Source organism: Streptomyces sp. NPDC020731, assembly GCF_044334705.1.
GTDB lineage: Bacteria > Actinomycetota > Actinomycetes > Streptomycetales > Streptomycetaceae > Streptomyces.
In genome coordinates this window covers 32,300-57,946 of sequence record NZ_JBIRTN010000023.1, presented here as the reverse complement: position 1 = coordinate 57,946, position 25,647 = coordinate 32,300, and the positions used below count along the sequence as shown (strand labels likewise).

Here is a 25,647-nt window from a genome sequence, read left to right as displayed (position 1 = left end):
GTGCGGGCCCGCCGGACGGTCCTCCTGCCGCGCTCATCGCGGGCAGCGCAGACGGGGGACTTCGGCGGACTCGCGCGGGGAGCTGACGCGTTTCCGGGAAGTCGAAGTCAGGCTGAGGACATGGCTTCATCGATCGACCGCCCGCCCCGTCCGCGTCACCGTGCCCCGTACCGTGCCGGGCGGCGGGCCGGTGCCTCCGTCCGGGTGCGTGGCCGGAGGGTGCCGGCGGCCGTCGCCCTCGTCGTGCTGGCGACCCTGAGCGGATGCGGGGCGGGCACCGGAACCACGGCGCGGGACGTCCCGGCCCACAGCGCACCGGGCACGGCCCACAGCGCGCCCGGCACCGCCCACAGCGCGCCCGGCACCGCCGACGCCGCACAGGGCCGGCCCGGCACCGGAGTGGAGGCGCGACCGCCCGCCCGGATCCCCGGCCTCGGTCCCCGGACCCGGGCGTGGATTCCCGCGAACGCCCGCCAGGTGGTCGTCGTCACCGGCCGCGACAAGGACGCCAACCGCTCCCGGGCCGTGCTGTACGAGCACACCGGCTCCGGATGGGAGGGCGGTCCGGTATGGCCCGCACACAACGCCCTCAAGGGCTGGACCGACGACCACTGGGCGGGCGACCTCCGCTCACCCATCGGCGTGTTCACCCTCACCGACGCCGGAGGGCTGCTGCCCGATCCCGGCACCCGGCTGCCGTACGACCGGTCGGAAGGGTTCGCCGTCGGCGGCACCGGCTTCGAGGGCGAACCGCTGGAAGGCTCCTTCGACTACGTCATCGCCATCGACTACAACCGTGAGCCGGGCACGTCCCCGCTGGACCGGACCCGTCCGCTCGGTGCCGACCGGGGCGGCGGCATCTGGCTGCACGTCGACCACCAGGGACCCACCCAGGGCTGTGTCAGCCTCTCGGAGCGCCACATGGAGGAACTCCTGCGCACCCTCGACCCGGACCGGCACCCGGTGATCGTCATGGGCGACGCCGACTCCCTGCGCGAGTGAGAGGCGCCGCCCGGTCGTGCGGGTCAGGGCGTGATGCCGACTCCTTCGACACGGCTCCAGGACTTCTCCCGCGCGGCCGTCATGGCCGGCCATGACGTACCACCCGGGCGCGGCTCGACGCGTGAGGCGTACGACGCCGGCCGGTACGCCGGCTCGTAGAAGCATCCGGTGGCATACGTCCGGTCGCCGGTGCGCACCCAACGGTCCAGGGCCGCGATGGAGTTGGCGTACTCGGAGGTGCTCAGCGCGCTGTGCTCGTGCTCGACGAACGCGGTGGGTCGTCGACGGCGGCAGCGGCGAGAGCCGGGCTCACCGCGGGACGGGATCTGTTCATGGGCCGGGATGCCAGGAAAACCCGGCCCGGGAGGACCATGGCCTCGCCCTTTGCGTTCACACTGTTCGCCCCCACGAGGAGAATCAGCCCTCGTCCCGCGGCCGGTCGCCCTCGTCCCGCGGAGGGCGGCCGGCCGCGGATTCACCCGCCGTCAGATGCTCCAGCACCTCCACCAACTCCTGACACGCCCGCTCCACGGAGCGCCGCGTATTGCGCTGCTCCGTGATCACCGCCGACAGCAGCAGCGCGGTCAGTGCCAACGCCCCGTTGAAGGCCTGCAGGTTGGCCATGACCTCGATCTCGCTCAGGTATCTGAACGGTCCCGCACGGTCGGTCGCCGAGATGGTCGCCATGACGGACGCGAACAGCGCGCACACCATGCTGCCCGCGAGCTGGAACCGCAGGGCCGTCCAGATCAGCAGCGGGTAGATGACGAACAGCAGACTGGCCCGGTTGTGCGTCGCCAGCGGTACGAGACCACCCGCGATCACCGCCAGCACCACCGCCTCCCTCCACCTCGACCAGCGCACCGGCGCGCGCAGGCGGTACAGCATGAGCAGCACCGGGGCGACGAGCAGTACACCCATCGCGTCGCCCACCCACCACGCCAGCCACACCACCCAGACGTTCCGCGCCGGGAGGTCGCCCGTGGCCACGAGGAGGGCGGCGCCGGTGGTCGAGCTGATCAGCATGGCCGCGAAGGCGCCGAGGAACACCAGGTAGAGGCAGTCCCGTAGTCGGGTGAGATCCATGCGGAAGCCCACCCTGCGCAGCAGCAGATACCCGCACACCGGCGCGGCGGTGCTGCCGACGAGGACGCCCAGCGAGGACAGTCGCAGCGAGGTGAGGTGCATGAGGATCAACAGGGCGCCGAGCGTGATGCCCACCCAGCAGCGCAGCCCGAAGACCAGCAGACAGACGACGGCCACTCCCGTCGGCGACCAGATGGGCGAGACCACCGCACCGCTGATGTGGAGCTCGCGCAGCAGCCCCAGCCGTCCCCCCGCGTAATAGCAGGCGGCGACGGTCAGCGTCTCCAGCACGAAGACGGCCGGTGCACGAAGATCCTGGCGAGCCACCACACAAGCCATCAGACACCGAGGCCGCCGCGTCGGCGAGGTGAGAGGCGCGGGCCTGCGGCCCTATGGCTGAGCGGCCGGTCCGTCGTGTCCGAGCACCATGACGGCCGCGTCGTCGTCGTGCCCCACCCGTTCGGCCTGCTTGATCACGGCGGCGGCGAGCGCGTCCGTGTCCAGGCGTGCGACCGCGGCGATGCCCGCGAGCCGCACCACCTGGTCCAGTCCTTCGTCGAGGTGCATGGACGGGCCCTCCACGACCCCGTCGGTGAGCATCACGAAGACACCGCCGGTGTCGAGCCGGTAGCGGGTGACGGGGTAGACCGCCCCGTGCTGGATGCCCAGCGGAGGACCTCCCTCGTCCTCGGTCACCCCTGACCGGCCGTCCGCGGTGGCCCACACACACGGCAGATGCCCCGCCCGTGCGCTCTCCAGCAGCCGGGCGGCCGGATCGAGCCGCATGAAGGTGCAGGTGGCGAAGAGGTCCGAGCTCAGGGACAGCAGCAGTTCATTGGTCCGGGCGAGGAGCTCGCCCGGTTCGCCGTCGACGGAGGCGAGCGCCCGGAGCCCGACCCGGACCTGCCCCATGAAGGCGGCCGCCTCGATGTTGTGCCCCTGGACGTCGCCGATCGACAGACCGATCCGGCCGTCGGGCATGGTGAAGGCGTCGTACCAGTCACCACCGACATTGAGACCCTGGTACGCGGGCGCGTACCGTACGGACAGCCGCACCCCGGCGGCGACCGGCAGTCCCCTCGGCAGCATGCCGCGCTGCAGCGCGACGGCCAGTTCGACCCGGGAGCGCTGCACCTCCGCCTGCGCACGCGCCTGTGCCGTCAGCGTCCCGAGCCTGACCAGAAGCTCGTCGCCGTCGTCCGTGGAGCCGGTGCGGGACATGGATCACTCACTCGGGCGAGGGCATCCGCACGTCGGCAGGCGCCTTCGATGGACAAAGCTCTCATTCATATATGTAAAGGATGATAGTCAGAAGCGGTTCGGCCGGGCCAGTCCATGTCTACGCTGTGCCCATGGAGCAGCGGGAGATCATGCAGCGGGGTGTGGGGATCCTGACCGAGGCCCTCGAGATGCGGCGGCGGCTCCGGGCGGACCCGGACGCCGGGATGACGGGGAGCGGGGCCGTCGCCCAGCTCCTGGAGGAGATGCTGCCGCGGATCCAGCTGCCGGCCGACGCGAGCGCGCGCGAGATGGCGGAGATCGTCACCGAGAAGCTGGGCCCCGCCATCGTGCAGATCACCTCCGCCCTCACCTTCGCCTTCGTCCAGCTCGCCGAGATCCACGACGAGGGCCGCACCGACGTGTCGTCCGCCGACGTCCTGCGCTCCATCTCCCTGCACTACGAGACGGGCGGCAAGGAGTAGTCCCGGCCGGCCGTCCCGTGCCAGGAGGCACCGCTCGGGCGGGCGCCCCGCCGAAGCCGAACCCGTTCCCGCCGAGGTCCCGGTACGGGGCCTTGCGGGCGTCGTTCGCGTAGGTCTCCCGCCGTACGGGTCCGGGTCCTCGTGCGCGGATCCGGGCGACCCGGTCGTCGAGGTCGTCGACGAAGACGGTGTGCGGGGCGTGTCCCGCGTGCTCGGGGCGGTGCTCCACGGCGACCGGCCGGTGTTCCGCGAGCTCCCGCACGGCCTCGGTGTCACTCGCCACATGGGCCGGGGGAGAGCCGGGAAGTCGTTCGTACCACGCCAGGGCCCCGGGGTGGTCGTCGACCGGAATGCCGGCGAAGAGGCCGGGAGCCATGGGGTGATGCCCCGGTCCGCGACTTCCCGTGAGGGGCACAAAGCGGACGGGTGGCGCGCGAGCACTTGACGTCGTACGCGTCAGTAGCGATTCTCACCCCATGCCTTTGCTCCGGTCATGACAACTCTGCGACGGAGGGACGTGCGTAATGACCACGTATCGCACCCGACGACACCTCGGGGTCCTCACGCTGCTCCTCCTCGTGCTGGCCGCGGCCCTCGTGCCCACGCCCAGTTCCGCCGCCGGCGGCGACTGGTGGGATCCGGTCGCCCGGCCCGCGCCCGACTCCGGGATCGGCGTCACCGGGGAGCCGTTCAAGGGCACGAACACCGCGGGCGAGGTGCGCGGGTTCGTCGACGCACACAACCACATCATGGCCAACGAGGCCTTCGGCGGCCGGCTCATCTGCGGCAAGGCCTTCTCCACGAAGGGGATCGCCGACGCGCTCAAGGACTGCCCCGAGCACTACCCCGACGGCTCGCTCGCCCTCTTCGACTTCATCACCAACGGCGGTGACGGCAAGCACGATCCGGTCGGCTGGCCCACCTTCCGGGACTGGCCCGCGCACGACTCCCTGACCCACCAGCAGAACTACTACGCCTGGATCGAACGCGCCTGGCGCGGCGGCCAGCGGGTGCTGGTCAACGACCTCGTCACCAACGGCGTGATCTGCTCCGTGTACTTCTTCAAGGACCGCGGCTGCGACGAGATGACGTCCATCCGGCTCCAGGCGAAGCTGACGTACGACATGCAGGCATACATCGACGGCATGTACGGCGGACCGGGCAAGGGCTGGTTCCGGATCGTCACCGACAGCGCGCAGGCCCGCGACGTCATCGCGCAGGGCAAGCTCGCGGTCGTCCTCGGCGTCGAGACCTCCGAACCGTTCGGGTGCAAGCAGGTCCTGGACATCGCGCAGTGCGACAGGGCCGACATCGACGCCGGACTGGACGAGCTGTACGCACTCGGCGTGCGCAGCATGTTCCTGTGCCACAAGTTCGACAACGCGCTGTGCGGGGTGCGCTTCGACGAGGGCGCCCTCGGTACCGCCATCAACGTCGGGCAGTTCCTGTCCACCGGCACCTTCTGGCAGACCGAGCGGTGCACCGGCCCGCAGGCCGACAACCCCATCGGGCTCGCCTCCGCGCCCGGCGCCGAGAAGGAGCTCCCCGCGGGCGTCGAGGTCCCGTCGTACGACGAGGACGCGCGGTGCAACGTCCGCGGGCTCACCGAACTCGGCGAGTACGCCGTGCGCGGCATGATGAAGCGCAACATGATGCTCGAGATCGACCACATGAGCGTCAAGGCCACCGGCCGGGTGCTCGACGTCTTCGAGTCCGCGTCCTACCCCGGTGTGATCTCGTCGCACAGCTGGATGGACCTGGACTGGACCGAGCGGGTCTACGGCCTCGGCGGGTTCGTCGCCCAGTACATGCACGGCTCGGAGGGCTTCGTCGCGGAGGCGGACCGCACCGAGGCGCTGCGCGACGAGTACGGCGTCGGCTACGGCTACGGCACGGACATGAACGGCGTCGGCGGCTGGCCGGCCCCGCGCGGCGCGGACGCGCCCGACGCCGTCACCTATCCCTTCCGCAGCGTCGACGGCGGCTCCGTCCTCGACCGGCAGACCACCGGCGAACGCACCTGGGACCTGAACACCGACGGGGCCGCGCACTACGGCCTTGTCCCCGACTGGATCGAGGACATCCGGCGCGTCGGCGGACAGCACGTGGTGGACGACCTCTTCAAGGGCGCCGAGTCCTACCTCGACACCTGGGGCGCCTCCGAACAGCACCGGGCCGGGGTGAACCTCGCCGACGGCGCACCGGCCACGGCCAGTTCGGCGGAATGGAACCCGTTCACCAGTTACGCGCCCGGCCGGGCCGTGGACGGCGACCGGGGCACCCGCTGGGCCAGCGACTGGAGCGACGACCAGTGGCTCCGCGTCGACCTCGGCGCCACCCACCAGGTCGGGCGCGTCACCCTGGACTGGGAACGCGCGTACGGCACGTCGTACCGCATCGAGCTGTCCGCCGACGGCACCAACTGGCGCACCGCCTGGTCCACCACCTCCGGCGACGGCGGCCTGGACACGGCCGTGTTCACCCCCGCACCGGCCCGTCACCTGCGCGTGCAGTTCCTGGACCGGGGGACCGAGTGGGGGTACTCGCTCCGTGAGGTCGGTGTCCACGGCCGCTGACCTCCTGCTCAACCGCCCTGTGAAAACGCCCCGTTCATGAGCGCGCGCACCGCGTCGAGCGCCGTGGCCCGGTCGGCGGGGACGAGCCCGATGCGGGTACGGCGGTCGAGCACGTCCTCCTCGTCGAGCGCTCCCTCGTGGCGCAGGGACCACAGCAGCTCGGCACCGGTGACCGGGTACCCGGGCAGCACCGGCTCGCCCAGCCGGGGGTCCCGCGCGCCGAGCGCGTGCACGGCCGGTGCCTCGGTGCCGTACCGCCGGACGAGGCGGCGGGGCACGGGCAGTTCGGCGAGGACGTGCGGCGGGGCGGCGCCCACCAGGGGCAGGGACGCGGTGGGCGACGGGCCGGCCGGCAGCCCTCGGACGCGGACGGCGGTGTCGACGGCGTCCTCGGCCATGCGCCGGTAGGTGGTGAGCTTGCCGCCGACGACGGTGATCACGCCCTCGGAGGAGGTGAGCACCGCATGCCGCCGGGAGAGGTCGGCGGTCCTCGGTGCCGGGTCCGAGTGCTCCGCCGTGGTGTCCAGCAGGGGACGCAGCCCGGCGAACGCGCCGACCACATCGGCACGGTGGACCGGGACGTGCAGAACCGAGCAGAGGACGTCGAGCAGGAAGCCGATGTCCGTCTCCGGTGCCTGGGGGACGTCGGGGATGTCGCCCTCCACGGGTTCGTCGGTGAGGCCGACGTAGACCCGGCCGTCGTCCTGGGGCAGCACGAGGACGAAGCGGTTGCCCTCCCCGGGGATCGGGATGTGCAGGCCCGTGGTCAGGGGGCCGAGGCTCTCGGGGCGCAGGACGAGGTGGGTGCCCCGGGAGGGCCGTATCCGGACGCCGTCGACGAGACCGCCCGCCCAGACACCGGACGCGTTGATCACCGCGCGGGCGCGGATCCCGCCCTCCTCGCCGGTGAGTTCGTCACGGACGCGGGCGCCCGTCGAGGTCAGCTCCAGGGCCCGGACCCGGGTCAGGATCCGCGCCCCGCGCGCCGCGGCCGTACGGGCGAGGGCGGTCACCAGACGGGCGTCGTCGGTGAGCCGGCCGTCCCAGGACAGCAGGCCGCCGCGCAGACCGTCGCGCCGCAGCGCGGGGACGAGATGACGGGTCTCCACCGCGCCGATCCGGCGCGGCGGGGGCAGGGTGGCCCGGGCCGTGCGGGCGGCCAGGCGCAGCGTGTCGCCGGCCCGGAACCCGGCCCGCGCCAGGGCGGCCCGACCGCGCGAGACCAGCGGGGTGAGGGGCAGCACGAACGGCTGGGCCCCTACGAGGTGGGGTGCGGTGCGCTCCATCAGCACCCCGCGTTCGAGCGCGCTCTCGTGGGCGACGTCGAGCCGTCCGGAGGCGAGATAGCGCAGTCCGCCGTGGATGAGCTTGCTGCTGAACCGGGACGTGCCGAAGGCCAGGTCGTGGGCGTCGACGGCGACCACGTCCAGCCCGCGCGCCGCGGCGTCCAGCGCCACCCCGGCGCCCGTGGCACCGAGACCGACGACCAGCACGTCGACGACGGGGCCGCCGACGGAATCGGCCAGTTCGCGCGCACGCCGGCCGGCGGACAGGGACGAGGCGGAGGCGGGGCCACCGGGGGGGTTCATGGCGTGAGGGTCCTCTCCAGGATGTCGCGCAGCTCGCCGAGGAACGCCTCGGAGGCGAGTTCGGGGTCGTCCTCGTCGGTCATGGTCCGCAGGGACAGGGTGAAGGACTGCACGATCAGCAGCACCGACCGCGCCTGCCGCTCGGGATGGGCGGCGCGCACCGAGCCGTCGGCGTGCCCCTCGCGCAGGGAGCCGGCCAGCAGTTCCAGCAGGGCCTCCTGGCTCGCCCCGCGGCGGTCCAGCACATAGGGGAGGAGCAGTTCGGGGTCCACGTCGAGGATCTTCCGGAAGAGCGGATGGACGCCGAAGGCGCGCACCGCCGCCACCAGCCCCTCGGTGATCACGTCGCGCGTGGGCACCCCGGGCTCGCGCGCGGGGATCGCCCCGGTGGCCACCGCGATCCACTCCCGGGTCATCAGGTCGCCGACCAGCGACCGCACATCGGGCCACCGCCGGTACAGCGTCATCCGGGAGACCCCGGCGCGGCGGGCCACGTCGGTGAGCGTGGTGCGACGGACCCCGACGGCCAGGACGCAGTCCCGCACCGCGTCGAGCACCGCGTCGTTGTCCGAACCACCGGAACTGTTGTGACGAATAGGCGTCATGTGTCACAGTGTAACGCCACGGCGGCCGTCGGGCGACCTCGGCGGCCCCGCTCATTCCGAACGACCGGTGAGGACGACAGCCATGGACATGCTGTGGAGCGGCTGGGGGGACCCGGCCGAGGCGACGCCGCTGCCCGACACGGTGATCGGGCTGTTGCACGACCTGCTCGGCGTCAAGCCGCGCGAGGCAGGGCCCCTCGCCATCGAGGACCTGACCGTCCCGGACAGCCCGCTGCGGCCGGCCGCGCACCGCGCCCTGGTCGCCGCCCTGGGCGGTGAGGCCCATGTGCGCACCGACGCGGAGACCCGCATCCGGCACACGCGCGGCAAGTCCACCCCCGACCTGCTGCGCATCCGCGAGGGCGACATCACCGCCGTCCCGGCCGCCGTACTCCTGCCCGGCGGTCACGAGGAGGTGCTCGCCGTCCTGCGGGTGTGCGCCGGACACGGCCTGCCGCTGGTGCCGTTCGGCGGCGGCACCTCCGTCGTCGGCGGCCTCGCCCCCGAACGGCGCGGCCCCTTCGTCGCCCTCGACCTGCGGCGCATGGACGGCCTGCTCGACCTCGACCCGGTCTCCCGCACCGCCACCCTGCAACCCGGCCTGCGCGCCCCGCAGGCCGAGGCGCTGCTCGCCGAACGGGGTTTCACCCTCGGCCACTTCCCCCAGTCCTACGAGTGGGCCACCATCGGCGGCTTCGCCGCCACCCGCTCCAGCGGCCAGGCGTCCGCCGGCTACGGCCGCTTCGACGAGATGGTGCTCTCCCTCACCCTCGCCACCCCCGAGGGCACCCTCGACACCGGCCGCGCCCCCCGCTCGGCCGCCGGACCCGACCTGCGCCAGCTGGTCCTCGGATCGGAGGGCGCGTTCGGCGTCATCACGTCGGTGACCGTACGCATCCGCCCCGTCCCGCAGACCCGCGTCCACGAAGGCTGGCATTTCGCCTCCTTCGAGGAGGGGACCACCGCCCTGCGCCGGCTCGCCCAGGACGGACCGCGGCCCACCGTGCTGCGCCTGTCCGACGAGACCGAGACGCTGATCGGCCTGGCGAACCCCGCCGCGATCGGCTCAGGCGCACAGCAGGCCGCCGGCTGCACGGCCGTCGCCGGTTACGAGGGCACGGCCGAGGACACCGCCCACCGCAGGGAGCGCGCGGCGGCCGTCCTGCGCGAGTGCGGCGGCACGCCCCTGGGCGAGGAGCCGGGCCGGCGCTGGGCACACGGCCGTTACTCGGCCCCGTACCTGCGCGACGCGCTCCTCGACGCCGGGGCCTTCGCGGAGACGCTGGAGACCGCGACGTTCTGGTCCCGGGTCCCCGGGCTGTACGCCTCCGTGCGCGACGCGCTCACCGCCACCCTCACCGGGGCCGGCACCCCGCCTCTGGTCATGTGCCACATCTCGCACGTCTACGAGAACGGCGCCTCGCTCTACTTCACCGTGGTCTCCGCCCAGGGCGAGGACCCCGTGGCGCACTGGACGCGTGCCAAACACGCCGCCAACGAGGCGATCCTCGCCGCCGGCGGCACGATCAGCCACCACCACGGGGTGGGCACCGACCACCGGGACTGGTACGTCCGCGAGGCGGGCCCGCTGGGCATCGACGCCCTGCGCGCCGTGAAGCGGCGACTGGACCCGGCGGGGTTGCTCAACCCCGGCGTCCTGCTGCCCGCCGACTGACCCGGAACCCCGTTGGTCCCCCTGCCCGTCCCCATCCCGTCGGCCCGCCCCGAAAGGCACCCCGATGCGACAGTTCACCGCCGTCGTCAACCCCACCGCGGGCGCGGCCACCGGAGCGGCCGCGCTGCTCACCCTGGCCCGGCATCTCCGCGAGGAGGGCGCCGACCTGCGGACCGAGTACAGCCGCAGCCTGGCCCACGCGCGCGAACTGGCCCGCGAGGCCGGGCAGCGGGGGCGCGTGGTCCTCGCCGTCGGCGGGGACGGCATCGCGGGCGGGATCGGCGGCGCGCTCAGCGGGACCGGCGCGACACTCGGCCTGGTCCCCGCGGGCCGCGGCAACGACTTCGCCCGCGCGCTCGGGCTGCCCGAGGACCCGGCGGCCCTGGCCCGCACCCTGCTCCACGCCGAACCGCGGCCGGTCGACACCATCGAGGTCAGCTCGGCGGTCCACGACCGCACCGTCGTCCTCGGCAGCGTGTACGCCGGGGTGGACGCGCTCGCCAACCGCCACGCCAACCGGTCCAGGCTGCTGCGGGGCTCCGCGTCCTACTACGCGGGCGGCCTGCGGGCCGTCACGACCTGGCGGCCGGCCCGCTACCGGGTCACCGTCGACGGCGAGGAGCACCCGCACACCGGGTACACGGTGGTGGCCGCCAACTCCGGCTTCTACGGCTCCGGCCGCGTCATCGCCCCCGACGCCCGCGTGGACGACGGCCTGCTGGACGTCGTCATGATCCGTCAGGCGCCCCGGCGGCTGTTCTTCGCCCTGATGAACGAGCTCAGGACCGGCGCCCACGTCCGCCGGCCCCAGGTGCGGATCCTGCGGGGCAGCGAGATCCGTATCGAGGCCGACCGGGACCTCCCCTACGGCACCGACGGGGAGGTCGACGCCACCCTCCCCGTCACGGTCAGGGTCCTGCCCGGAGCACTGCGCGTCCTGTACTGACCGTCCGTCAGGACCGGGTGCCGTGGTAGCGCCGGGCCAGCCGCGCGAGCGCCACCGCGCCCAGCAGCAGTCCGAAGTCGCGCAGCGCGACGTCGTAGTAGCCGGACAGCGTGAGCAGGTTGACGATGATCCCCGCGAGCCAGCCGGCGACCAGCCAGCCCCCGAAGCGCGGCGCGATGCCCACGACGACACCGGCCACGATCTCGATCACCCCCACCGCGTACATCACCGCCTGCGCGCTGCCCGGGACGATGTCGTCGATCCACGGTGCGAGGTAGGCGGGCCAGTCGACGAGGAGGTTCGTGAACTTGTCCAGTCCGAACAGGACCGGCGCCACGGTGAAGCCGGTGCGCAGGATGACGTACGCCTGGTAGCCGGGGTCGGTGAGTGCGGCCCGCCGGGACGTGGCCGACGTGCCGCTCGTGGTTGTGGAGGCCATGGCCTGCACCTTTCTTCTATTGACAACTCTCATTAACGATAGAAGCGCGGTTCCGCTCTTTAGTCAATGGGTATTGCTTTTACACTGGTGTTCGTGGACGACACGGAAGAAGTACGCGACAGGGACAGCGCGGCGATCTCGGCCATTGCCGCGCTCGACGAGCCCACCCGTCGGCGGCTGTACGACTATGTGGTGGGCCGAAGTCACCCGGTCGGCCGGGACGAGGCGGCCGAGGCGCTCGGGCTGGCCCGGCAGACCGCGGCCTTCCACCTGGACCGTCTGGCCGCGGAGAACCTGCTCGACGTGCTCCACGTCCGGCGCAGCGGACGCAGCGGACCGGGCGCGGGCCGCCCGGCCAAGCTCTACCGCCGCTCGGCCGCGCAGATCGCCGTCAGCCTCCCGGACCGGCGCTACGAACTCGCCGGCCGGCTGCTCGCCAGGGCCGTGGAGGAATCCGCGGCCGGCGGGGAACCCGTGCGCGAGGTGCTGCACCGCAGGGCGCGGGAACTGGGCGTACAACTGGGGGCGGACGGCGACGAAACGGAGGTTTTCGGTGTACTGGAGCGGTACGGTTTCGAGCCGCGGCGCGACGGCGGGTCCGTCGTCCTGGGCAACTGCCCCTTCCACGCGCTGGCCCGCGCGCACACGCGGACGGTGTGCGGCATGAACCTGCACCTGATGCGCGGAGTCCTCGAAGGGCTCGGCGAAACCGGGTTCGAGGCCTGTCCGGCACCGGAACCGGGCCGGTGCTGCGTCCGCCTGGAGCCCGTCGTCTGACCCGGCCGCGAGGAGGTGCGCCATGACCCCGCGAGAGCTGTCGACCTTCGGCCACGGCACCGCGGACCGGGAAGCGCTGACCGCACTGCTGCACGACGCGGGGATCGCCGCCGTCGTGGACGTCCGGATCGGCCCCGGCAGCCGCCGCGATCCCGACCTGGCGCGAACCCGGCTGGCCGAATGGCTGCCCGAGGCGGGCATCGCCTACCGCTGGGAACGGGACCTGGGCGGCTTCCGCAGACCGCCGCCCGACTCGCCCGACATCGTCTGGCGCAACGACTCCTTCCGCGGCTACGCCGCCCACACCCGTACCCCCGAGTTCGTCACCGCGATGGACACCCTGCTGGAACAGGTGGCCCGCGAGCCGACCGCGGTGATGTGCGCGGAGGCCGTGTGGTGGCGGTGCCACCGGCGGCTCATCGCCGACTTCGTCGTGCTGGCCCGCGACGTCCCCGTACGTCACCTGATGCACGACGGACGCCACACACCGCACGGCCCCACACCGGGCGCACGCCTGCGCGACGACGGGCTGCTGGTCTACGACGACACCGAAGCCGCGTCACGCTGAACGGCGGAGGGACGCAACCCGGGAGCCACCCGCCGTTACCGGACGCGACCCAAGGCTGGACCTGTTCGTTCTCTGGAATTATTCGTGTCTTGGGCGATAGGTTCGGCGCATGACCGCACCCCGGCCGCCGACCACCGCCGAGGAGCTCCGCGGGGCGGGCCTGCGCGCGACGGCCGCCCGCGTCGCCCTCCTCGACACCGTCCGCGAGGGCGGCCACCTCGGAGTCGAGGCGATCGCCTCCGAAGTGCGCCGGCGCATAGGGCAGGTCTCCCTGCAGGCGGTGTACGAGGCGCTGAACGCGCTCGCCGGGGCGGGCCTCGTGCGCCGTGTCGAGCCGGCCGGCAGCCCCGCCCGCTACGAGGGCCGGGTCGGGGACAACCACCACCATGTGGTGTGCCGTTCCTGTGGCGTTGTCGCCGACGTCGACTGCGCGGTCGGTGACGCGCCCTGTCTGACCGCGTCCGACGGCCACGGTTTCGCGATCGACGAGGCCGAGATCGTCTTCTGGGGCCTGTGCCCCGGCTGTTCCACCTCCCGCAGTAACTGAACTGCGCGAACCTTTTCGTCCGGAGGGACCCCCATGACCGAGAACCATGACGCGATCGTCACCGAACCCAAGACGGAGGGGACGGGTGGCTGCCCGGTCGCGCACGGGCGCGCCCCGCACCCCACCCAGGGCGGCGGAAACCACCGGTGGTGGCCCGAGCGCCTCAACCTGAAGATCCTCGCCAAGAACCCGGCCGTGGCGAACCCGCTCGGCGGGGACTTCGACTACGCCGAGGCGTTCCAGGCCCTCGACCTCCCGGCGGTGAAGCGGGACATCGCCGAGGTGCTGACCACCTCGCAGGACTGGTGGCCGGCCGACTTCGGCCACTACGGCCCGCTCATCGTCCGGATGGCGTGGCACAGCGCGGGCACCTACCGCATCAGTGACGGCCGCGGCGGTGCCGGGGCCGGCCAGCAGCGCTTCGCCCCGCTCAACAGCTGGCCGGACAACGCCAACCTCGACAAGGCCCGCCGCCTGCTGTGGCCCGTGAAGAAGAAGTACGGCAAGAGCCTGTCCTGGGCCGACCTGCTGATCCTCTCCGGCAATGTCGCCCTGGAGTCGATGGGCTTCACGACCTTCGGCTTCGCCGGCGGCCGCGCCGACGTCTGGGAGCCGGAGGAGGACGTCTACTGGGGCCCCGAGTCCACCTGGCTCGGCGACGAGCGCTACACCGGCGACCGGGAGCTGGAGAACCCGCTCGGCGCGGTCCAGATGGGCCTCATCTACGTCAACCCGGAGGGCCCGAACGGCAACCCGGACCCGATCGCCTCGGCCCGCGACATCCGCGAGACGTTCCGCCGCATGGCGATGAACGACGAGGAGACCGTCGCCCTGATCGCCGGTGGCCACACCTTCGGCAAGACCCACGGCGCGGGCCCGGCCGACCACGTCGGCGACGATCCGGAGGCCGCCGGCTTCGAGGAGCAGGGCCTGGGCTGGAAGAGCACCTTCGGCACCGGCAAGGGCGGTGACACGATCACCAGCGGTCTCGAGGTGACGTGGACCAACACGCCGACCACCTGGGACAACAGCTTCTTCGAGATCCTCTTCGGCTACGAGTGGGAGCTGTTCGAGAGCCCCGCAGGCGCCCACCAGTGGCGGCCGAAGGACGGCGCGGGGGCGGGCACCGTGCCCGACGCCCACGACCCGTCGAAGAGCCACCAGCCGACGATGCTGACGACGGACCTCGCGCTCCGCTTCGACCCGGTCTACGGTCCGATCTCGCGGCGCTTCCTGGAGAACCCGGACGAGTTCGCGGACGCCTTCGCCCGCGCCTGGTTCAAGCTCACCCACCGCGACATGGGTCCCAAGTCGCTGTACCTCGGCCCGGAGGTGCCCTCCGAGACCCTGGTGTGGCAGGACCCGCTGCCGGAGCGCACGTACGAGCTGATCGACGCCGCGGACATCGCCGCCCTCAAGGAGCGGATCCTCGCCTCGGGCCTGTCGGTGTCGGAGCTGGTGTCGACGGCGTGGGCGTCGGCCTCGTCCTTCCGCGGCAGCGACAAGCGCGGCGGCGCCAACGGAGCGCGCATCCGCCTGGAGCCGCAGCGCGGCTGGGAGGCCAACGACCCCGACCGGCTGGCGACGGTGCTGCGCACCCTGGAGGGTGTCCAGGAGTCCTTCGGCTCCGCGCAGACCGGCGGCAAGCGGGTCTCGCTCGCCGACCTGATCGTGCTGGCCGGCGCCGTGGGCGTCGAGAAGGCCGCCAAGGACGCCGGCTTCGACATCGAGGTCCCGTTCACGCCGGGCCGCGTGGACGCCTCGCAGGAGGAGACGGACACGGAGTCGTTCGCCGCGCTCGACCCGGCCGCCGACGGTTTCCGCAACTACCTGGGCAAGGGCAACCGCCTGCCGGCCGAGTTCCTGCTGTTGGACAAGGCCAACCTGCTGACGCTGAGCGCCCCCGAGACGACCGTCCTCGTCGGCGGCCTGCGGGTGCTGGGCGCGACCTACCAGCAGTCCTCGCTCGGCGTGTTCACCACGGCCCCCGGGACCCTGACCAACGACTTCTTCGTCAACCTGCTCGACCTGGGCACGACGTGGAAGTCGACGTCCGAGGACCAGACCACGTTCGAGGGCCGCGACGCGGCCACCGGCGAGGTCAAGTGGACCGGCACCCGCGCCGACCTCGTGTTCGGATCGAACTCCGAGCTGCGCGCGCTCGCGGAGGTCTACGCGAGCGACGACGCCAAGGAGAAGTTCGTGCAGGACTTCGTCAAGGCGTGGGACAAGGTCATGAACCTCGACCGGTTCGACCTCGTCTGAGCCGTCCGTTCCGCCGATCCGCACCGTCCGGGCTGGCCCGCAGGGGCCGGCCCGCACGGTCGCCGCCTCCGAGGAGGAACCGCGGTACGGGGTGCGCGGCGACACGTCGGGCGGACCGGCGGTCCACAAGCCCCCCGCGCCCGGGAGGACACGACCCGCTCGGCGACCCGTGCACGACGGACACCGTGGCACCGAGGGGGACGCGTGAGCGCACAGGCACAGGAACAGGCGACGGAGCGGGCGTGGAACCGCGTCAGGGACGCGATCTCCCGTACTCCGGACGCGTACCCGCCGCTGCGGCCCCCGGCTCCGGAAACGGCGCTCCGTGCCTTCGAGGAGGACGTGGAGGTACGGGTGCCGGAGGCGCTGCGGACGCTGTGGGGACTGCACGAAGACGCCTACGACGTCCGTGCCGAGGGCATGCGGTGGGACTTCATGGACGGTCACGGCTTCATCGGCCTGGACGAGGCCCGGCAGATGTGCACCATGTCCACCGAGCCCGTCCACCACGGTCTTCCCGCCGGCAGATGGGGGCGCGCCTGGGACCCGGCGTGGATACCCGTCACCTCCCGCGACGGCAGCACGATGTACACGTCCGGGTACTTCGTGGACCCCGGGGGCCGGGTGGGGTCGTGGAACGACGACACCCTCACGGAATCGGTGCACCCGTCCCTCGCCCACTGCCTGCGCCACATCGCCGACCGCATGTGAACCAGAGGTGTGACCGGGGAGAAACGGGCCATCAATGAGTGGTGCAGAGCCACTCGATGTGAGGAGCGTCCGCGTATGGGAACCGTCGTCCACGTCCCGCAGACCCGGGACATGATGGGAGAGGAACTCTCCGGAGACGAGGCGTTCGCCGCGCTGCGGCACTACGGGGGCCTGCGGTTGCTGACCGACTCCTTCGCCCGCTTCCGCTACGCGGACGGCTTCTCCAACGCGCGGGCGCTCGCCTTCCAAGTCGTCCTCGGCCTGGTGCCGTTCACCGTGGCACTGGTCGGCCTGGCGACCTCCGTGCACACCGACAGCGTGGGCCGCGTCATCGAACTCACCCTCGGCCGGATCGTGCCCGGTGCCAGTGCCGACATCGTCGCGGACGCCTTCGAGGGGACCCGGCGCAGCGCCCACGACGACTTCGGGAGCGCGCTGGCGCTCTGGCTCGGCCTGGGCTTCGCCCTGCTGAACCTCGCCTCCGCGATGGGCCAGATCGAGCGGGGCGCCAACCGTATCTACGGGATCGAACGCGACCGTCCCTTCCCCCGCAAGTACGGCAGGGCCGTCCTCCTCGCGCTCACCGCGGGCCTGCCGCTGGTCCTCGGGTTCGTCGTGCTCGTCGCCGGCGACGCGGTGAGCGACGCGGTGGTCCGGGCGGCCGGCGGATCCGGCGGCGCGGGGTGGTGGACCGTGCTGGAGCTGCCGGTGGGGCTGGCGCTGGCGTGGGTCGCCTCGGCGGTGATCTTCCGCTGGTCGCCCCGGCGTGCCCAGCCCGGCTACACCTGGCTGGCCTTCGGCTCGGCCGTGCATCTGCTGCTGTGGGTCGCGGCGACCTGGCTGCTCGCGCTGTACGTCGAGGGCAGCGGCGCGTTCGGCGCCCTGTACGGGCCGCTCACCGCCTTCATCGCGCTGCTGCTGTGGGCCTACCTCACCGCCGTCGCGCTCTTCCTCGGCATCGCGTTCGCGGCCCAACTCGAAGCGGCGCGCGCCGGTGTCGACGCGGCGGTCCGCCCGGATCCGGGACCGGGCGCCTGACCGGCCGAGGCGAACATGTCCGTCCGGAACCGGGCGTGGCGCCTGCGCGTTGTCAGTGTGAGGTTGCACAATGATCGGAAAAGGAGATCAACTCCGGCGCCGTGCTGGGTAGACGGTCTCGTGTCCCGGCTCCGGAAAGGTTCTGCTGATGCTCGCCACCGTCGACCGTCCGAACACCCTCGTCGCCCTGCCGACCGCGCGCCGCCGACCGGATCACCGTCGCGGCGGACCGATAACGACCGAGTTCCCGGCCGTCCCTTCCCGGCCGCGCACCCCGGTCGACACCACCCGCACCGACGTACTGCGCATCATCTCCGACCCCCGCACTCCCACGTACGTCACCGAGTACGCCAACGGCCGCCGCAGGTACAGCTACTGGCGCCCGCTCGACTCGACCACCGGCGCAGGGGGCTGTTACGCCGCCCTGCCCACCGCCGAATGCGACGCGTTGCACGCGGCCGGGCGGATCACCCTCGGCGAGCCCGTAGTGGACCCCAACCGCACGACGTACCGCGTCCGCCCCGCCACCCGCGCCCAGTCGGCCACCCGCCCCGAGCCGGCCACCCGCGCCCGGCCCGAGCCGGTGCGTCCGGTACGGGAACGCGCCCGGGTGGCCTGACCGGGGCGGGGCGGCGGTGCCGTGGTTCGGCTGTGCCGCGGGTGTGCGCCCGTGACCGAATTCGTGTCCTGCTGCCGACCGGGGCGGCAGCACGGTCGCAAGACGCGCGAAAGTTTCGCTCACGGCACCCTGGGCGGACATGGTGTTTTGGGGTGATCTCTTCGGCATCAGGGCAGATCACATGCGGCTTCCGACTTTCGACAGGGGTCCGAAAGAGTCAATCTCGAACAGTCCTGTCGGTGTTGTTGTCATGCCCCTGAAGGAGTTTCTAGCCTGGGAGCGCTCCCACCCCTCTGGAGGTACTGATGCGCTTCCCCCGACGCCGGGCCTGGGCCTGGGCAGCCGCGGTTTTCGCGGTGGTCGTGAGCCTGGCCGTCACCGCTCTCCTTCCGCGGCCGGACACCGCCGACACCCTCGTCCCCGTCGCGGCGGAGCCCGGCGTCGAAGACGACGGCGTCGACTGCGCCGTCCCCGACACCGGGCCCCTCACCTCCCGCTCCAGGCTCCCCGACCCCTTCCGGAAGCTGGACGGCACGCGTGTCTCCACCCGGTCCGACTGGCGCTGCCGGCGTGCGGAGATCCGGGAGCTGGCGGAGAGACACCTCTACGGGCAGAAGCCCGCCAGGCCCGAGAGCGTCACGGGAACGGTGTCGCGCACCGGCATCACGGTGCGGGTGACGCACCAGGGCAGGAGCGCGAGCTTCTCCGCGAGCGTCGATCCGCCGAGCGGTACCGGTCCGTTCCCCGCCGTCGTGGTGCTCGGAGGACTGGGCGCGGACACCGCCACCATCAAGAGCTCCGGTGCGGCCGTCATCTCCCTCGATCCCTACACGTTGGGGAAGGAGGGCACACCCCGTGACAACAAACAGGGCGCGTTCTACGGCCTCTACGGCTCCTCCAGCAGCACCGGTCTGCTCATGGCCTGGTCATGGGGGGTGAGCCGGGTCATCGACGTCATCGAGCAGTCCGACGGCAGCGTGCTCCGCGCGGACGCCACCGGCGTCACCGGTTGCTCGCGGTTCGGCAAGGGCGCCTTCGTGGCCGGCGCGTTCGACCAGCGCATCGCGCTCACCATGCCGATCGAGTCGGGCAGCGCCGGGACCGGCATCCTCCGCGGCATCCCCGGTGAGAGCGGCGCACAGCCGCTGAGCAGCGCCTACTCCGAACAGCCCTGGCTGGGAGACGCCTTCGGATCCTTCACCGGCAGCCCCGCCACCCTCCCCGTGGACACCCACGAGATCGTGGGCCTGGTCGCGCCGCGGGGACTGCTCGTCATGGAGAACCCGCACGTCGACTGGCTGGGCGCCCGGTCGGGCAGCGTGGCGGCGCTGGGCGGCGCCGAGGTCTACAAGGCGCTGGGCGCGGGCGGGAACGTCAGCTACTGGTCCGACGTACAGGACGGCACCCACTGCGCGGCCCGGCCGGAATGGCGCACGCCGCTGCGGCAGAACATCCAGAAGTTCCTGCTGGGGTCCGGCAGTTCCCCGGGGGTGTTCAGGATCTCCCCGGCCAGGTCCGGTGACCTCTCCGCCTGGCGGGACTGGCAGACCCCGAACCTCGCCGACGGCGGCTCGAGCGGAGGCGGCACCGGCGGCGACACGGGGGGAGACAACGGCGGCGGAAACGGTGGTGACACGGGCGGTGGTCCCGGCACACCGGGCGACACCTGCACCGCCACCTACCGCACGGTCAACAGCTGGTCCGGCGGCTTCCAGGGCGAGGTGACCGTGCGCAACGACGGCAACGGCGCCCTCGACGGCTGGACCGTCGGCATGACGCTCTCGCCCGGCCAGTCCCTCAGCAGCCTCTGGAACGGCCGGAACACCGGGACCGGCGGAGCGGTCACGGTGCGCAACACCGACTGGAACGGCTCCGTCGCACCGGGCTCCACGACCACCTTCGGTTTCACGGTGACCGGCAGCTCCTCGGCGGCGCCGAACACGCTCACCTGCGCCCGCTCCTGAACCGGCACCACCCGGCTTCCGCGTCCCAGGACGCGCAAGCCGGGCGGTACGAAGGCACCCGCGTCAGGCGATGGACGCGGAAATGACGGCGGACACCGCGAGGTTGCAGGACGCCGTCACCCAGACCGCCGGGTGGGGTTCGGGCTCGACCAGCGTGGCACCCAGCCGCCCCGGGGTGATGAGATCCACCACCAGGAACGCCACGGCCATCATCACCAGGCCCAGCACGCCGAACGTCGCGGTTGACACCAGCCCCTTGCCGAAGTCCTCGTACGTGGTCCAGATCGACGTGAACACGATCCCGCCGATGCCGAGCAGCGCGGAACTCAGCACCACCGCGGCGTTGCGGTTGCGCTCCTGCCAGATCTGCCGGCCGAGCTTTCCGGGCGTCAGCACGTCGACCAGGACGATGCCGAGGACCAGCAGGGCCAGGCCGAGTGCGCCGTAGGCGGTGGCCCGGCCGAGTCCGTTGACGATGTCGCTCATGGGTGTGCCGGCTCCGTAGCGTGAGAGATCGTGAATGATCGCGGTCAAGGGCGTGCAAAATGTAGCGCACCCGTTCGGCCACCCGGCCTCGTGCCCCGTCACGCCCGGCGGCCGATGTCGTCCGCGCGGGCGACGAAGCGGGCGGCGCCGTGGGTGACCCGGTAGAGGAAGCCGCCGCCGTCCCGGTCGGTGTCGTAGAAGGGACCGCCCGGGTTGTAGGCGATTCTGCGGGTGATGCCCTGCCAGGGGCGGCGCAGCAGTTCCGAGCGCAGGGCGGCGGGACCGTCGTCGCCTGCGGCGGTCAGGCCGTGGGCGGCGAACCGGACGGCGTCGTAGGCCTCGGCCGCCCAGGGGGCGGGGGAGCGGCCGTGACGGTCCCGGTGGGCGGTGGCGAAGGCCCGGGTGCGCGGGTCCGCCTCGGCGTCGGCATGGGCGGTGCCGACCATCCAGCCCTCCGCCTCGGCGAGGAACGGCCGGCCTACCACGTGCTCGCCCGCCACCCGCGCACCGCGGTGACCCGTGTCCCGCAGGGCGCGGGCGAAGGCGGCGGCGCGCTCGGACCGCAGCCCGACGAACATGACCGCGTCCTGCGGGCGTTCGGCGACACGGCGGGCGGCGGTGGAGAAGCTCTCGCCCGCCTCGACCTCCTCCACCGCGGTCTCGCCCTCGAGCTTGCCGTACACCGTGACGGTCCGCACCGACGCACTGGTCTCCGCCGCGTCGGTGAGGCCGGCCAGTACGTGGTCCGGCAGCGGTTCGCGCCGCCAGGGACAGTCCTCGCCCAGCACGGCCCACCGGGACGGATCGCTCTCGTACGGTCGGTGTTTGCGGAATCCGACGCCGAAGCAGTCGGGCCGTATGTCGAGTCCGCGCACGAAGGCGACCGCCTCGGCCCGCGTCCGGGGGCCCGGTCCTCCGGCCGTGCTCTTCTGTCCCCCGGACGGCTTCGCGGCGCCGGCCCCCTCCTCCGTTCCGCCGGTGCACCCCGCCAACAGCAGCGTCCCCGCCACCGCGGCCACGACCGGTCTGTGCGCGACCGTGCTCCGCCCCAGCTCCCCAACGGTCGGTCTCCTCGTGAGCAGTGTGGCGCACGGTGAGGCGGTCGGACAGCAACTCGACTGCATCCAAAGGGACTTGCTCGATGTCGTCGACAAGGAGTCATGCCCGCGCACATCCGGGGCATCAGAAGTCCATGGGACGGACCGAGAAGGAGAACCAGCCATGAGCAGGGGCAGCCGCACTCTCACCGTCATGTACGTCGCCGTCGCCCTCTGGCTCTCCTTCTGCACCGTACGCACCTGGGGCACCGTCCCCCTCTGGACCACCCTCGCGATGGTGGTCGCCTCGCTCGCTCCCGTGATCGGTGTCGTGCGGGAGACCGTCATCGCCGACGAGCGGCGCGTCGTCGCCGTCCTGCGGGAACGGGAGGGGCGCCGGGCGGCGTGGCGCGACGCGGCGGCCGCCGCGCTCGCACAGGCCGAGGTGGAGGCCGCGTGCTGCGAACGCTGGTGGACGTCGTGCGCGACCGAGCACGACCCCGGCTGCGCACACCGGACCTCGTGGGGCACAACGGCGTGAACAGGGCCCGGGGAACGGCCCGGGTGCCGCACCGCCGGATCCTGGTCCGTACCAGGGGCTTGACGCCCTCTTATCTCACTTCTTAAATCAAGTAGTTGCACATTCACCCCCACAACCTCGGTCGGCGCACCCGTACATCCGGGTCGCCGTACGGAAAGGGAGAGCCATGTCCTCTCCGCGCAGACTCCGCAGATGGCTGATCACCGCCGTGTCCGCCGCGCTGGTCGCGTCCGGTGCGGCAGGGACCGCGAAGGCGGAACCGGCCGATGTCACCGCCGCGGCGGCCGTGACGTTCTCGGACACCTTCGACGGGCCCGCCGGTGCGGCGGTCGACTCCTCGAAGTGGCAGATCGAGACCGGCGACAACGTCAACAACCACGAGCGGCAGTACTACACGTCCGGCAACAAGAACGCCGCCCTGGACGGCCAGGGCCATCTGGTGATCACGGCCCGCAAGGAGAACCCGGCCAACTACCAGTGCTGGTACGGCACCTGCCAGTACACCTCGGCCCGGCTCAACACCTCCGGGAAGTTCACCGCGCAGTACGGGCACGTAGAGGCGCGGATGAAGGTCCCGCGCGGGCAGGGCATGTGGCCCGCGTTCTGGATGCTGGGCACGCCGGTCAACTGGCCGGACTCGGGCGAGATCGACATCATGGAGAACGTCGGCTTCGAACCCTCCACCGTGCACGGCACGATCCACGGCCCCGGCTACTCCGGCTCCGGCGGCATCGGCGCCGGCTACACGCTGCCGGGCGGCCAGGCCTTCGCGGACGCCTTCCACACCTTCGCCGTCGACTGGGCGCCCGACTCGATCACCTGGTCCGTCGACGGGAACGTCTACCAGCGGCGCACCCCCGCCGACCTCGGCGGGAAGCAGTGGGTGTTCAACAAGCCGTACTTCCTGATCCTGAACCTGGCGGTGGGCGGCTACTGGCCCGGGGACCCGGACGGCTCCACCGCCTTCCCGCAGCAACTCCTGGTGGACCACGTGTCGGTGACGACCGGTGACTCCTCGGCCGGCGGCGCGATCCGCGGCCTGGCCGGCAAGTGCGTCGACGTGGCCGGGGCCGGCACCGCCAACGGCACCCCCGTACAGCTCTACGACTGCAACGGCACCTCCGCGCAGAACTGGACCGTGGGATCCGACGGCACGATCCGCGCCCTCGGCAAGTGCCTGGACGTCACCTCGGGCGGCACGGCCGACGGTACGCCGGTCCAGCTGTGGGACTGCAACGGCTCCGCCGCCCAGAAATGGGTCGTCACCGCCGCCCGCGACATCGTCAACCCGCAGGCCGACAAGTGCCTGGACGTGACCGGCAACAACTCCGCCAACACCACCCGCCTGCAGATCTGGACCTGCACCGGCGCCGCCAACCAGAAATGGACGGTCGGCTGAGCCGGCACCCGTACGAACGGACAGGCACGCCGCCCCGGACCGGCCGGTCCGGGGCGGCGGTGTCACTGCCGGCGGATGCCCGACGGTCCGCGGTGGACGTGAACCACGGGTGGACGGGTACGCCGGGACCCAGGCGCCGGGACGGCCGCCCGCGTCCTTGGTCACGAACGTGAACGATCGGCGGAAGGAGGCGCCCGACCCGGTCAGCGCCTGAACGCCCAGGCGGGCCTCGGCTCCACCGCCCACCGGAAGACCCGTCGCACCGGCGGTGTGCACAGGGCCGTCACGACCACTGCGGCGACCAGGGTGACCGCGATCCCGCCGAGCGGGCGGTACAGCCAGTCCGGGTCGTACCAGCCCCAGTACTTGCTGACCTGCGCGACGAAACCGTGCAGGAGATAGCCGTACAGCGTGGCCGCGCCCAGCGCCGTGAACCAGGTCCGCCGTCCCGGCACCCAGGCGAGGAAGCAGGCGACGAGGAGCAGCGAGCAGCCGAACAGGACCAGGGTCACCGCGGGGCCGTACCAGGCGGGGGCGGACAGCTCCTGCGCGCTGTCACGGTGGTGGAGCCAGGCGGACGTCACCCGCGGGACCGCCCAGTACGCCCCGGCCAGTGCCCCCGCGAACACCGGTACGGACAGCATCCGCACCCGGCGGCGGCGCACCGTCCGGAAGTGCTCGGCACGGAGGCGGAGACCGAGCACGAAGTACGGCAGGAACTGCAGCACGCGCTGCACGTCGAGGTCTTCGCCGAGCGACGGGGACACCGTCGCCAGCATGGCGATGACGAGCGCGACGGGAACCGGCCACCGCACGAGCTTCCACAGCGGCGTGGTGAGCCGCCACACGAACAGCGCGGCCAGGAACCACGTCAGGTACAGCGGCTCCAGAAGGGTGACCGGCCGGTCGGGGGCGCCGTCCGTCCACCGGGTGAAGAAGGTGTACGCCGTCTCGAACACGAGGTACGGCAGGACGACACCGGTGATCAGGCGCTTGACGCGCTCCGGGCTGCCGTCGAAACCGCGCGAGTGGTAGCCCGCGAGGACGATGAACGCGGGCATGTGGAACGCGTAGACGAGCATGTACAGCGCGCTGACGGCCCGGCTGCCGTCGCGCAGCGGTTCCCAGGCGTGCCCCACCGCGACCAGCACGATCGCCAGATACTTGGCGTTGTCGAAGAACGCGTCACGCTGTGGCGCCCGCCGGGGCGTGTCGTCCTGTCCGGTACGGGGTGCGGCGGCGGGGATGTGGAGCGACGGCATCCCAGCCGCCTCACCCGTCCTGCGGGTGGCCAAACCTGCGATCCGTTCAGCCGCTGACCGAGATGTTCGAGTTCCCGCTGCTCCGGTAGCCCTCGGTCGCGAGGATCATGTAGTAGTTGAAGCTGCCCATCCGCATCCCCGCGCGGGACCAGGCGTCGAAGTGGTTGCCGGTGGTGATGGTGCCGCCCGTCCGCCTCGACTGCCGGACGCTCCAGTACTGGTCGAAGGTCTTGGTGCCCTCGACCGAGGGGGCGTTGTACCGGGTCGTCCGGTAGATGTCGTACGTACCGCCGTCGCTGGTGACCGTGCCCTTGTGCGTTCCCGTGGGCCGGTAGGTGCCCCAGTTGTCGACGATGTAGTACTCCACGAGCGGGTTGGACGTCCAGCCGTAGAGGGTCAGATAGCCGTTGCCGGACGGGTTGAAGCTGCCGGAGTACCGCACTGTCCGTCGTCCGCCGTTGCTCCAGCCCTTGCCGCAGACGAAGTTGCCGGTGTTGCTCCACCGGGTGCTGTAACTGCCGCCGGAGGACAGCGTCATGGAGACCGAGCCGCCGCCGTCGGTCCAGAACGAGTAGTAGAAGCCGTTGTCGGTGCCGGTCCGGTTGGTGGTGATGGTCGTGTCCGCGTGCGCCGTGCCGGGCAGGACCAGCCCGGACGCGGCGCCCAGCGCTAATGCCCCGGCGCCGCCGAGCACGCTCCTGCGGCTGAACCGCGGGCTGTTCTTCTCCTGCATGAGGGCTCCCTCGGGTCGGGGTTCTTGGTGTCGTCAGTGTTGAGTTGGGCCACTGGGGTGTCAATGGTTTCGACGCTCA

The 25,647-nt window shown here is 72.1% G+C and carries 24 protein-coding genes and 1 pseudogene; 15 read left to right on the top strand and 10 right to left on the bottom strand.

Annotated features, from left to right (window positions below; all coding sequences use genetic code 11):
• Nucleotides 1-120 precede the first annotated feature (120 nt).
• Nucleotides 121-1,002 carry a L,D-transpeptidase family protein gene (locus ACH4VX_RS30225; RefSeq protein ID WP_398371820.1) on the top strand — a complete coding sequence of 294 codons (882 nt, stop codon included), beginning with the start codon at nt 121-123 and terminating at the stop codon, nt 1,000-1,002.
• Nucleotides 1,003-1,025: 23 nt separating this feature from the next.
• On the opposite strand, the pseudogene ACH4VX_RS30220 reads toward ACH4VX_RS30225, so the two are convergent.
• The 3 genes and pseudogenes from ACH4VX_RS30220 to ACH4VX_RS30210 form a co-directional block, all read right to left on the bottom strand.
• Nucleotides 1,026-1,265, bottom strand: a pseudogene (locus ACH4VX_RS30220) (hypothetical protein); the annotation flags it as partial.
• 154 nt (nt 1,266-1,419) lie between these two features.
• Nucleotides 1,420-2,427 carry an MASE1 domain-containing protein gene (locus ACH4VX_RS30215; protein ID WP_398371818.1) on the bottom strand — a complete coding sequence of 336 codons (1,008 nt, stop codon included), beginning with the start codon at nt 2,425-2,427 and terminating at the stop codon, nt 1,420-1,422.
• Between the two features lie 51 nt (nt 2,428-2,478).
• Nucleotides 2,479-3,309: a PP2C family protein-serine/threonine phosphatase gene (locus ACH4VX_RS30210; RefSeq protein WP_398371817.1), complete on the bottom strand. Its 831-nt coding sequence runs from the start codon at nt 3,307-3,309 to the stop codon at nt 2,479-2,481.
• A gap of 131 nt (nt 3,310-3,440) precedes the next feature.
• On the opposite strand from ACH4VX_RS30210, the gene ACH4VX_RS30205 reads away from it, so the two are divergent.
• Entirely contained in the window at nt 3,441-3,791 is a 351-nt protein-coding gene (locus ACH4VX_RS30205) for a hypothetical protein (RefSeq protein WP_398371815.1), read from the top strand.
• A gap of 524 nt (nt 3,792-4,315) precedes the next feature.
• A complete protein-coding gene (locus ACH4VX_RS30200) occupies nt 4,316-6,367 on the top strand; it encodes a discoidin domain-containing protein (RefSeq protein ID WP_398371813.1) in 2,052 nt (683 codons plus the stop codon).
• A gap of 8 nt (nt 6,368-6,375) precedes the next feature.
• On the opposite strand, the gene ACH4VX_RS30195 is transcribed toward ACH4VX_RS30200, so the two are convergent.
• A complete protein-coding gene (locus ACH4VX_RS30195; RefSeq protein WP_398371812.1) occupies nt 6,376-7,956 on the bottom strand; it encodes a glycerol-3-phosphate dehydrogenase/oxidase in 1,581 nt (526 codons plus the stop codon).
• A complete protein-coding gene (locus tag ACH4VX_RS30190) occupies nt 7,953-8,561 on the bottom strand; it encodes a TetR/AcrR family transcriptional regulator (protein WP_398371810.1) in 609 nt (202 codons plus the stop codon). The genes ACH4VX_RS30195 and ACH4VX_RS30190 overlap by 4 nt, the downstream gene beginning before the upstream one ends.
• A gap of 82 nt (nt 8,562-8,643) precedes the next feature.
• On the opposite strand from ACH4VX_RS30190, the gene ACH4VX_RS30185 reads away from it, so the two are divergent.
• A complete protein-coding gene (locus ACH4VX_RS30185; RefSeq protein WP_398371809.1) occupies nt 8,644-10,236 on the top strand; it encodes an FAD-binding oxidoreductase in 1,593 nt (530 codons plus the stop codon).
• A gap of 64 nt (nt 10,237-10,300) precedes the next feature.
• The gene (locus ACH4VX_RS30180; protein WP_398371807.1) at nt 10,301-11,182 is read left to right on the top strand and encodes a YegS/Rv2252/BmrU family lipid kinase; all 882 of its coding nucleotides are present in this window, start codon (nt 10,301-10,303) and stop codon (nt 11,180-11,182) included.
• Between the two features lie 7 nt (nt 11,183-11,189).
• On the opposite strand, the gene ACH4VX_RS30175 is transcribed toward ACH4VX_RS30180, so the two are convergent.
• Nucleotides 11,190-11,621 carry a hypothetical protein gene (locus ACH4VX_RS30175; protein ID WP_398371805.1) on the bottom strand — a complete coding sequence of 144 codons (432 nt, stop codon included), beginning with the start codon at nt 11,619-11,621 and terminating at the stop codon, nt 11,190-11,192.
• An 87-nt stretch (nt 11,622-11,708) separates the two neighbouring features.
• Between ACH4VX_RS30175 and ACH4VX_RS30170 the strand changes: the two genes are divergently transcribed.
• The 8 genes from ACH4VX_RS30170 to ACH4VX_RS30135 all read left to right on the top strand — a co-directional run bounded on the left by ACH4VX_RS30170 (nt 11,709) and on the right by ACH4VX_RS30135 (nt 20,110).
• A complete protein-coding gene (locus ACH4VX_RS30170) occupies nt 11,709-12,398 on the top strand; it encodes a helix-turn-helix transcriptional regulator (protein WP_398371952.1) in 690 nt (229 codons plus the stop codon).
• 22 nt (nt 12,399-12,420) lie between these two features.
• Nucleotides 12,421-12,966 (top strand): DUF488 family protein, encoded by a 546-nt coding sequence (locus tag ACH4VX_RS30165; protein ID WP_398371803.1) that lies wholly within the window; start codon nt 12,421-12,423, stop codon nt 12,964-12,966.
• Nucleotides 12,967-13,075: 109 nt separating this feature from the next.
• Nucleotides 13,076-13,513 (top strand): Fur family transcriptional regulator, encoded by a 438-nt coding sequence (locus ACH4VX_RS30160; RefSeq protein WP_398371802.1) that lies wholly within the window; start codon nt 13,076-13,078, stop codon nt 13,511-13,513.
• 33 nt (nt 13,514-13,546) lie between these two features.
• Nucleotides 13,547-15,778, top strand: coding sequence for a catalase/peroxidase HPI (katG, locus tag ACH4VX_RS30155; RefSeq protein WP_398371800.1), 2,232 nt, complete (start codon nt 13,547-13,549; stop codon nt 15,776-15,778).
• A 204-nt stretch (nt 15,779-15,982) separates the two neighbouring features.
• Nucleotides 15,983-16,489 carry an SMI1/KNR4 family protein gene (locus ACH4VX_RS30150; RefSeq protein WP_398371798.1) on the top strand — a complete coding sequence of 169 codons (507 nt, stop codon included), beginning with the start codon at nt 15,983-15,985 and terminating at the stop codon, nt 16,487-16,489.
• 75 nt (nt 16,490-16,564) lie between these two features.
• The gene (locus tag ACH4VX_RS30145; RefSeq protein WP_398371797.1) at nt 16,565-17,527 is read left to right on the top strand and encodes a YihY/virulence factor BrkB family protein; all 963 of its coding nucleotides are present in this window, start codon (nt 16,565-16,567) and stop codon (nt 17,525-17,527) included.
• A gap of 148 nt (nt 17,528-17,675) precedes the next feature.
• Complete coding sequence (locus ACH4VX_RS30140; RefSeq protein ID WP_398371795.1) at nt 17,676-18,146, top strand: hypothetical protein; 471 nt, start codon at nt 17,676-17,678, stop codon at nt 18,144-18,146.
• A gap of 305 nt (nt 18,147-18,451) precedes the next feature.
• Nucleotides 18,452-20,110, top strand: coding sequence for a cellulose binding domain-containing protein (locus ACH4VX_RS30135; protein WP_398371793.1), 1,659 nt, complete (start codon nt 18,452-18,454; stop codon nt 20,108-20,110).
• A gap of 63 nt (nt 20,111-20,173) precedes the next feature.
• Here ACH4VX_RS30135 and ACH4VX_RS30130 read toward each other — a convergent pair whose 3' ends face one another.
• Both ACH4VX_RS30130 and ACH4VX_RS30125 read right to left on the bottom strand, forming a co-directional pair.
• Complete coding sequence (locus ACH4VX_RS30130) at nt 20,174-20,596, bottom strand: DUF350 domain-containing protein (protein WP_398371792.1); 423 nt, start codon at nt 20,594-20,596, stop codon at nt 20,174-20,176.
• 98 nt (nt 20,597-20,694) lie between these two features.
• A complete protein-coding gene (locus tag ACH4VX_RS30125; protein WP_398371790.1) occupies nt 20,695-21,615 on the bottom strand; it encodes an ABC transporter substrate-binding protein in 921 nt (306 codons plus the stop codon).
• A 202-nt stretch (nt 21,616-21,817) separates the two neighbouring features.
• Here ACH4VX_RS30125 and ACH4VX_RS30120 point away from each other — a divergent pair, with 202 nt between their 5' ends.
• Together ACH4VX_RS30120 and ACH4VX_RS30115 are read left to right on the top strand one after the other, a co-directional pair.
• Nucleotides 21,818-22,174 (top strand): hypothetical protein, encoded by a 357-nt coding sequence (locus ACH4VX_RS30120; protein WP_398371788.1) that lies wholly within the window; start codon nt 21,818-21,820, stop codon nt 22,172-22,174.
• Nucleotides 22,175-22,340: 166 nt separating this feature from the next.
• A complete protein-coding gene (locus ACH4VX_RS30115; RefSeq protein ID WP_398371786.1) occupies nt 22,341-23,573 on the top strand; it encodes a ricin-type beta-trefoil lectin domain protein in 1,233 nt (410 codons plus the stop codon).
• Nucleotides 23,574-23,776: 203 nt separating this feature from the next.
• Here ACH4VX_RS30115 and ACH4VX_RS30110 read toward each other — a convergent pair whose 3' ends face one another.
• Entirely contained in the window at nt 23,777-24,835 is a 1,059-nt protein-coding gene (locus tag ACH4VX_RS30110; RefSeq protein WP_398371784.1) for an acyltransferase family protein, read from the bottom strand.
• 46 nt (nt 24,836-24,881) lie between these two features.
• A complete protein-coding gene (locus ACH4VX_RS30105) occupies nt 24,882-25,568 on the bottom strand; it encodes a glycoside hydrolase family 11 protein (protein WP_398371783.1) in 687 nt (228 codons plus the stop codon).
• Between the last annotated feature and the right edge of the window lie 79 nt (nt 25,569-25,647).

Bases quoted from the DNA above. Each gene is read 5' to 3' on its own strand.
- ACH4VX_RS30175 (WP_398371805.1), bottom strand. From the start codon at position 11,621: ATGGCCTCCACAACCACGAGCGGCACGTCGGCCACGTCCCGGCGGGCC.
- ACH4VX_RS30185 (WP_398371809.1), top strand. From the start codon at position 8,644: ATGGACATGCTGTGGAGCGGCTGGGGGGACCCGGCCGAGGCGACGCCG.
- ACH4VX_RS30160 (WP_398371802.1), top strand. From the start codon at position 13,076: ATGACCGCACCCCGGCCGCCGACCACCGCCGAGGAGCTCCGCGGGGCG.
- ACH4VX_RS30130 (WP_398371792.1), bottom strand. From the start codon at position 20,596: ATGAGCGACATCGTCAACGGACTCGGCCGGGCCACCGCCTACGGCGCA.
- ACH4VX_RS30225 (WP_398371820.1), top strand. From the start codon at position 121: ATGGCTTCATCGATCGACCGCCCGCCCCGTCCGCGTCACCGTGCCCCG.
- ACH4VX_RS30200 (WP_398371813.1), top strand. From the start codon at position 4,316: ATGACCACGTATCGCACCCGACGACACCTCGGGGTCCTCACGCTGCTC.
- katG (WP_398371800.1), top strand. From the start codon at position 13,547: ATGACCGAGAACCATGACGCGATCGTCACCGAACCCAAGACGGAGGGG.
- ACH4VX_RS30165 (WP_398371803.1), top strand. From the start codon at position 12,421: ATGACCCCGCGAGAGCTGTCGACCTTCGGCCACGGCACCGCGGACCGG.
- ACH4VX_RS30210 (WP_398371817.1), bottom strand. From the start codon at position 3,309: ATGTCCCGCACCGGCTCCACGGACGACGGCGACGAGCTTCTGGTCAGG.
- ACH4VX_RS30140 (WP_398371795.1), top strand. From the start codon at position 17,676: ATGCTCGCCACCGTCGACCGTCCGAACACCCTCGTCGCCCTGCCGACC.
- ACH4VX_RS30105 (WP_398371783.1), bottom strand. From the start codon at position 25,568: ATGCAGGAGAAGAACAGCCCGCGGTTCAGCCGCAGGAGCGTGCTCGGC.
- ACH4VX_RS30215 (WP_398371818.1), bottom strand. From the start codon at position 2,427: ATGGCTTGTGTGGTGGCTCGCCAGGATCTTCGTGCACCGGCCGTCTTC.
- ACH4VX_RS30180 (WP_398371807.1), top strand. From the start codon at position 10,301: ATGCGACAGTTCACCGCCGTCGTCAACCCCACCGCGGGCGCGGCCACC.
- ACH4VX_RS30115 (WP_398371786.1), top strand. From the start codon at position 22,341: ATGTCCTCTCCGCGCAGACTCCGCAGATGGCTGATCACCGCCGTGTCC.
- ACH4VX_RS30120 (WP_398371788.1), top strand. From the start codon at position 21,818: ATGAGCAGGGGCAGCCGCACTCTCACCGTCATGTACGTCGCCGTCGCC.
- ACH4VX_RS30145 (WP_398371797.1), top strand. From the start codon at position 16,565: ATGGGAACCGTCGTCCACGTCCCGCAGACCCGGGACATGATGGGAGAG.
- ACH4VX_RS30135 (WP_398371793.1), top strand. From the start codon at position 18,452: ATGCGCTTCCCCCGACGCCGGGCCTGGGCCTGGGCAGCCGCGGTTTTC.
- ACH4VX_RS30110 (WP_398371784.1), bottom strand. From the start codon at position 24,835: ATGCCGTCGCTCCACATCCCCGCCGCCGCACCCCGTACCGGACAGGAC.
- ACH4VX_RS30195 (WP_398371812.1), bottom strand. From the start codon at position 7,956: ATGAACCCCCCCGGTGGCCCCGCCTCCGCCTCGTCCCTGTCCGCCGGC.
- ACH4VX_RS30190 (WP_398371810.1), bottom strand. From the start codon at position 8,561: ATGACGCCTATTCGTCACAACAGTTCCGGTGGTTCGGACAACGACGCG.
- ACH4VX_RS30205 (WP_398371815.1), top strand. From the start codon at position 3,441: ATGGAGCAGCGGGAGATCATGCAGCGGGGTGTGGGGATCCTGACCGAG.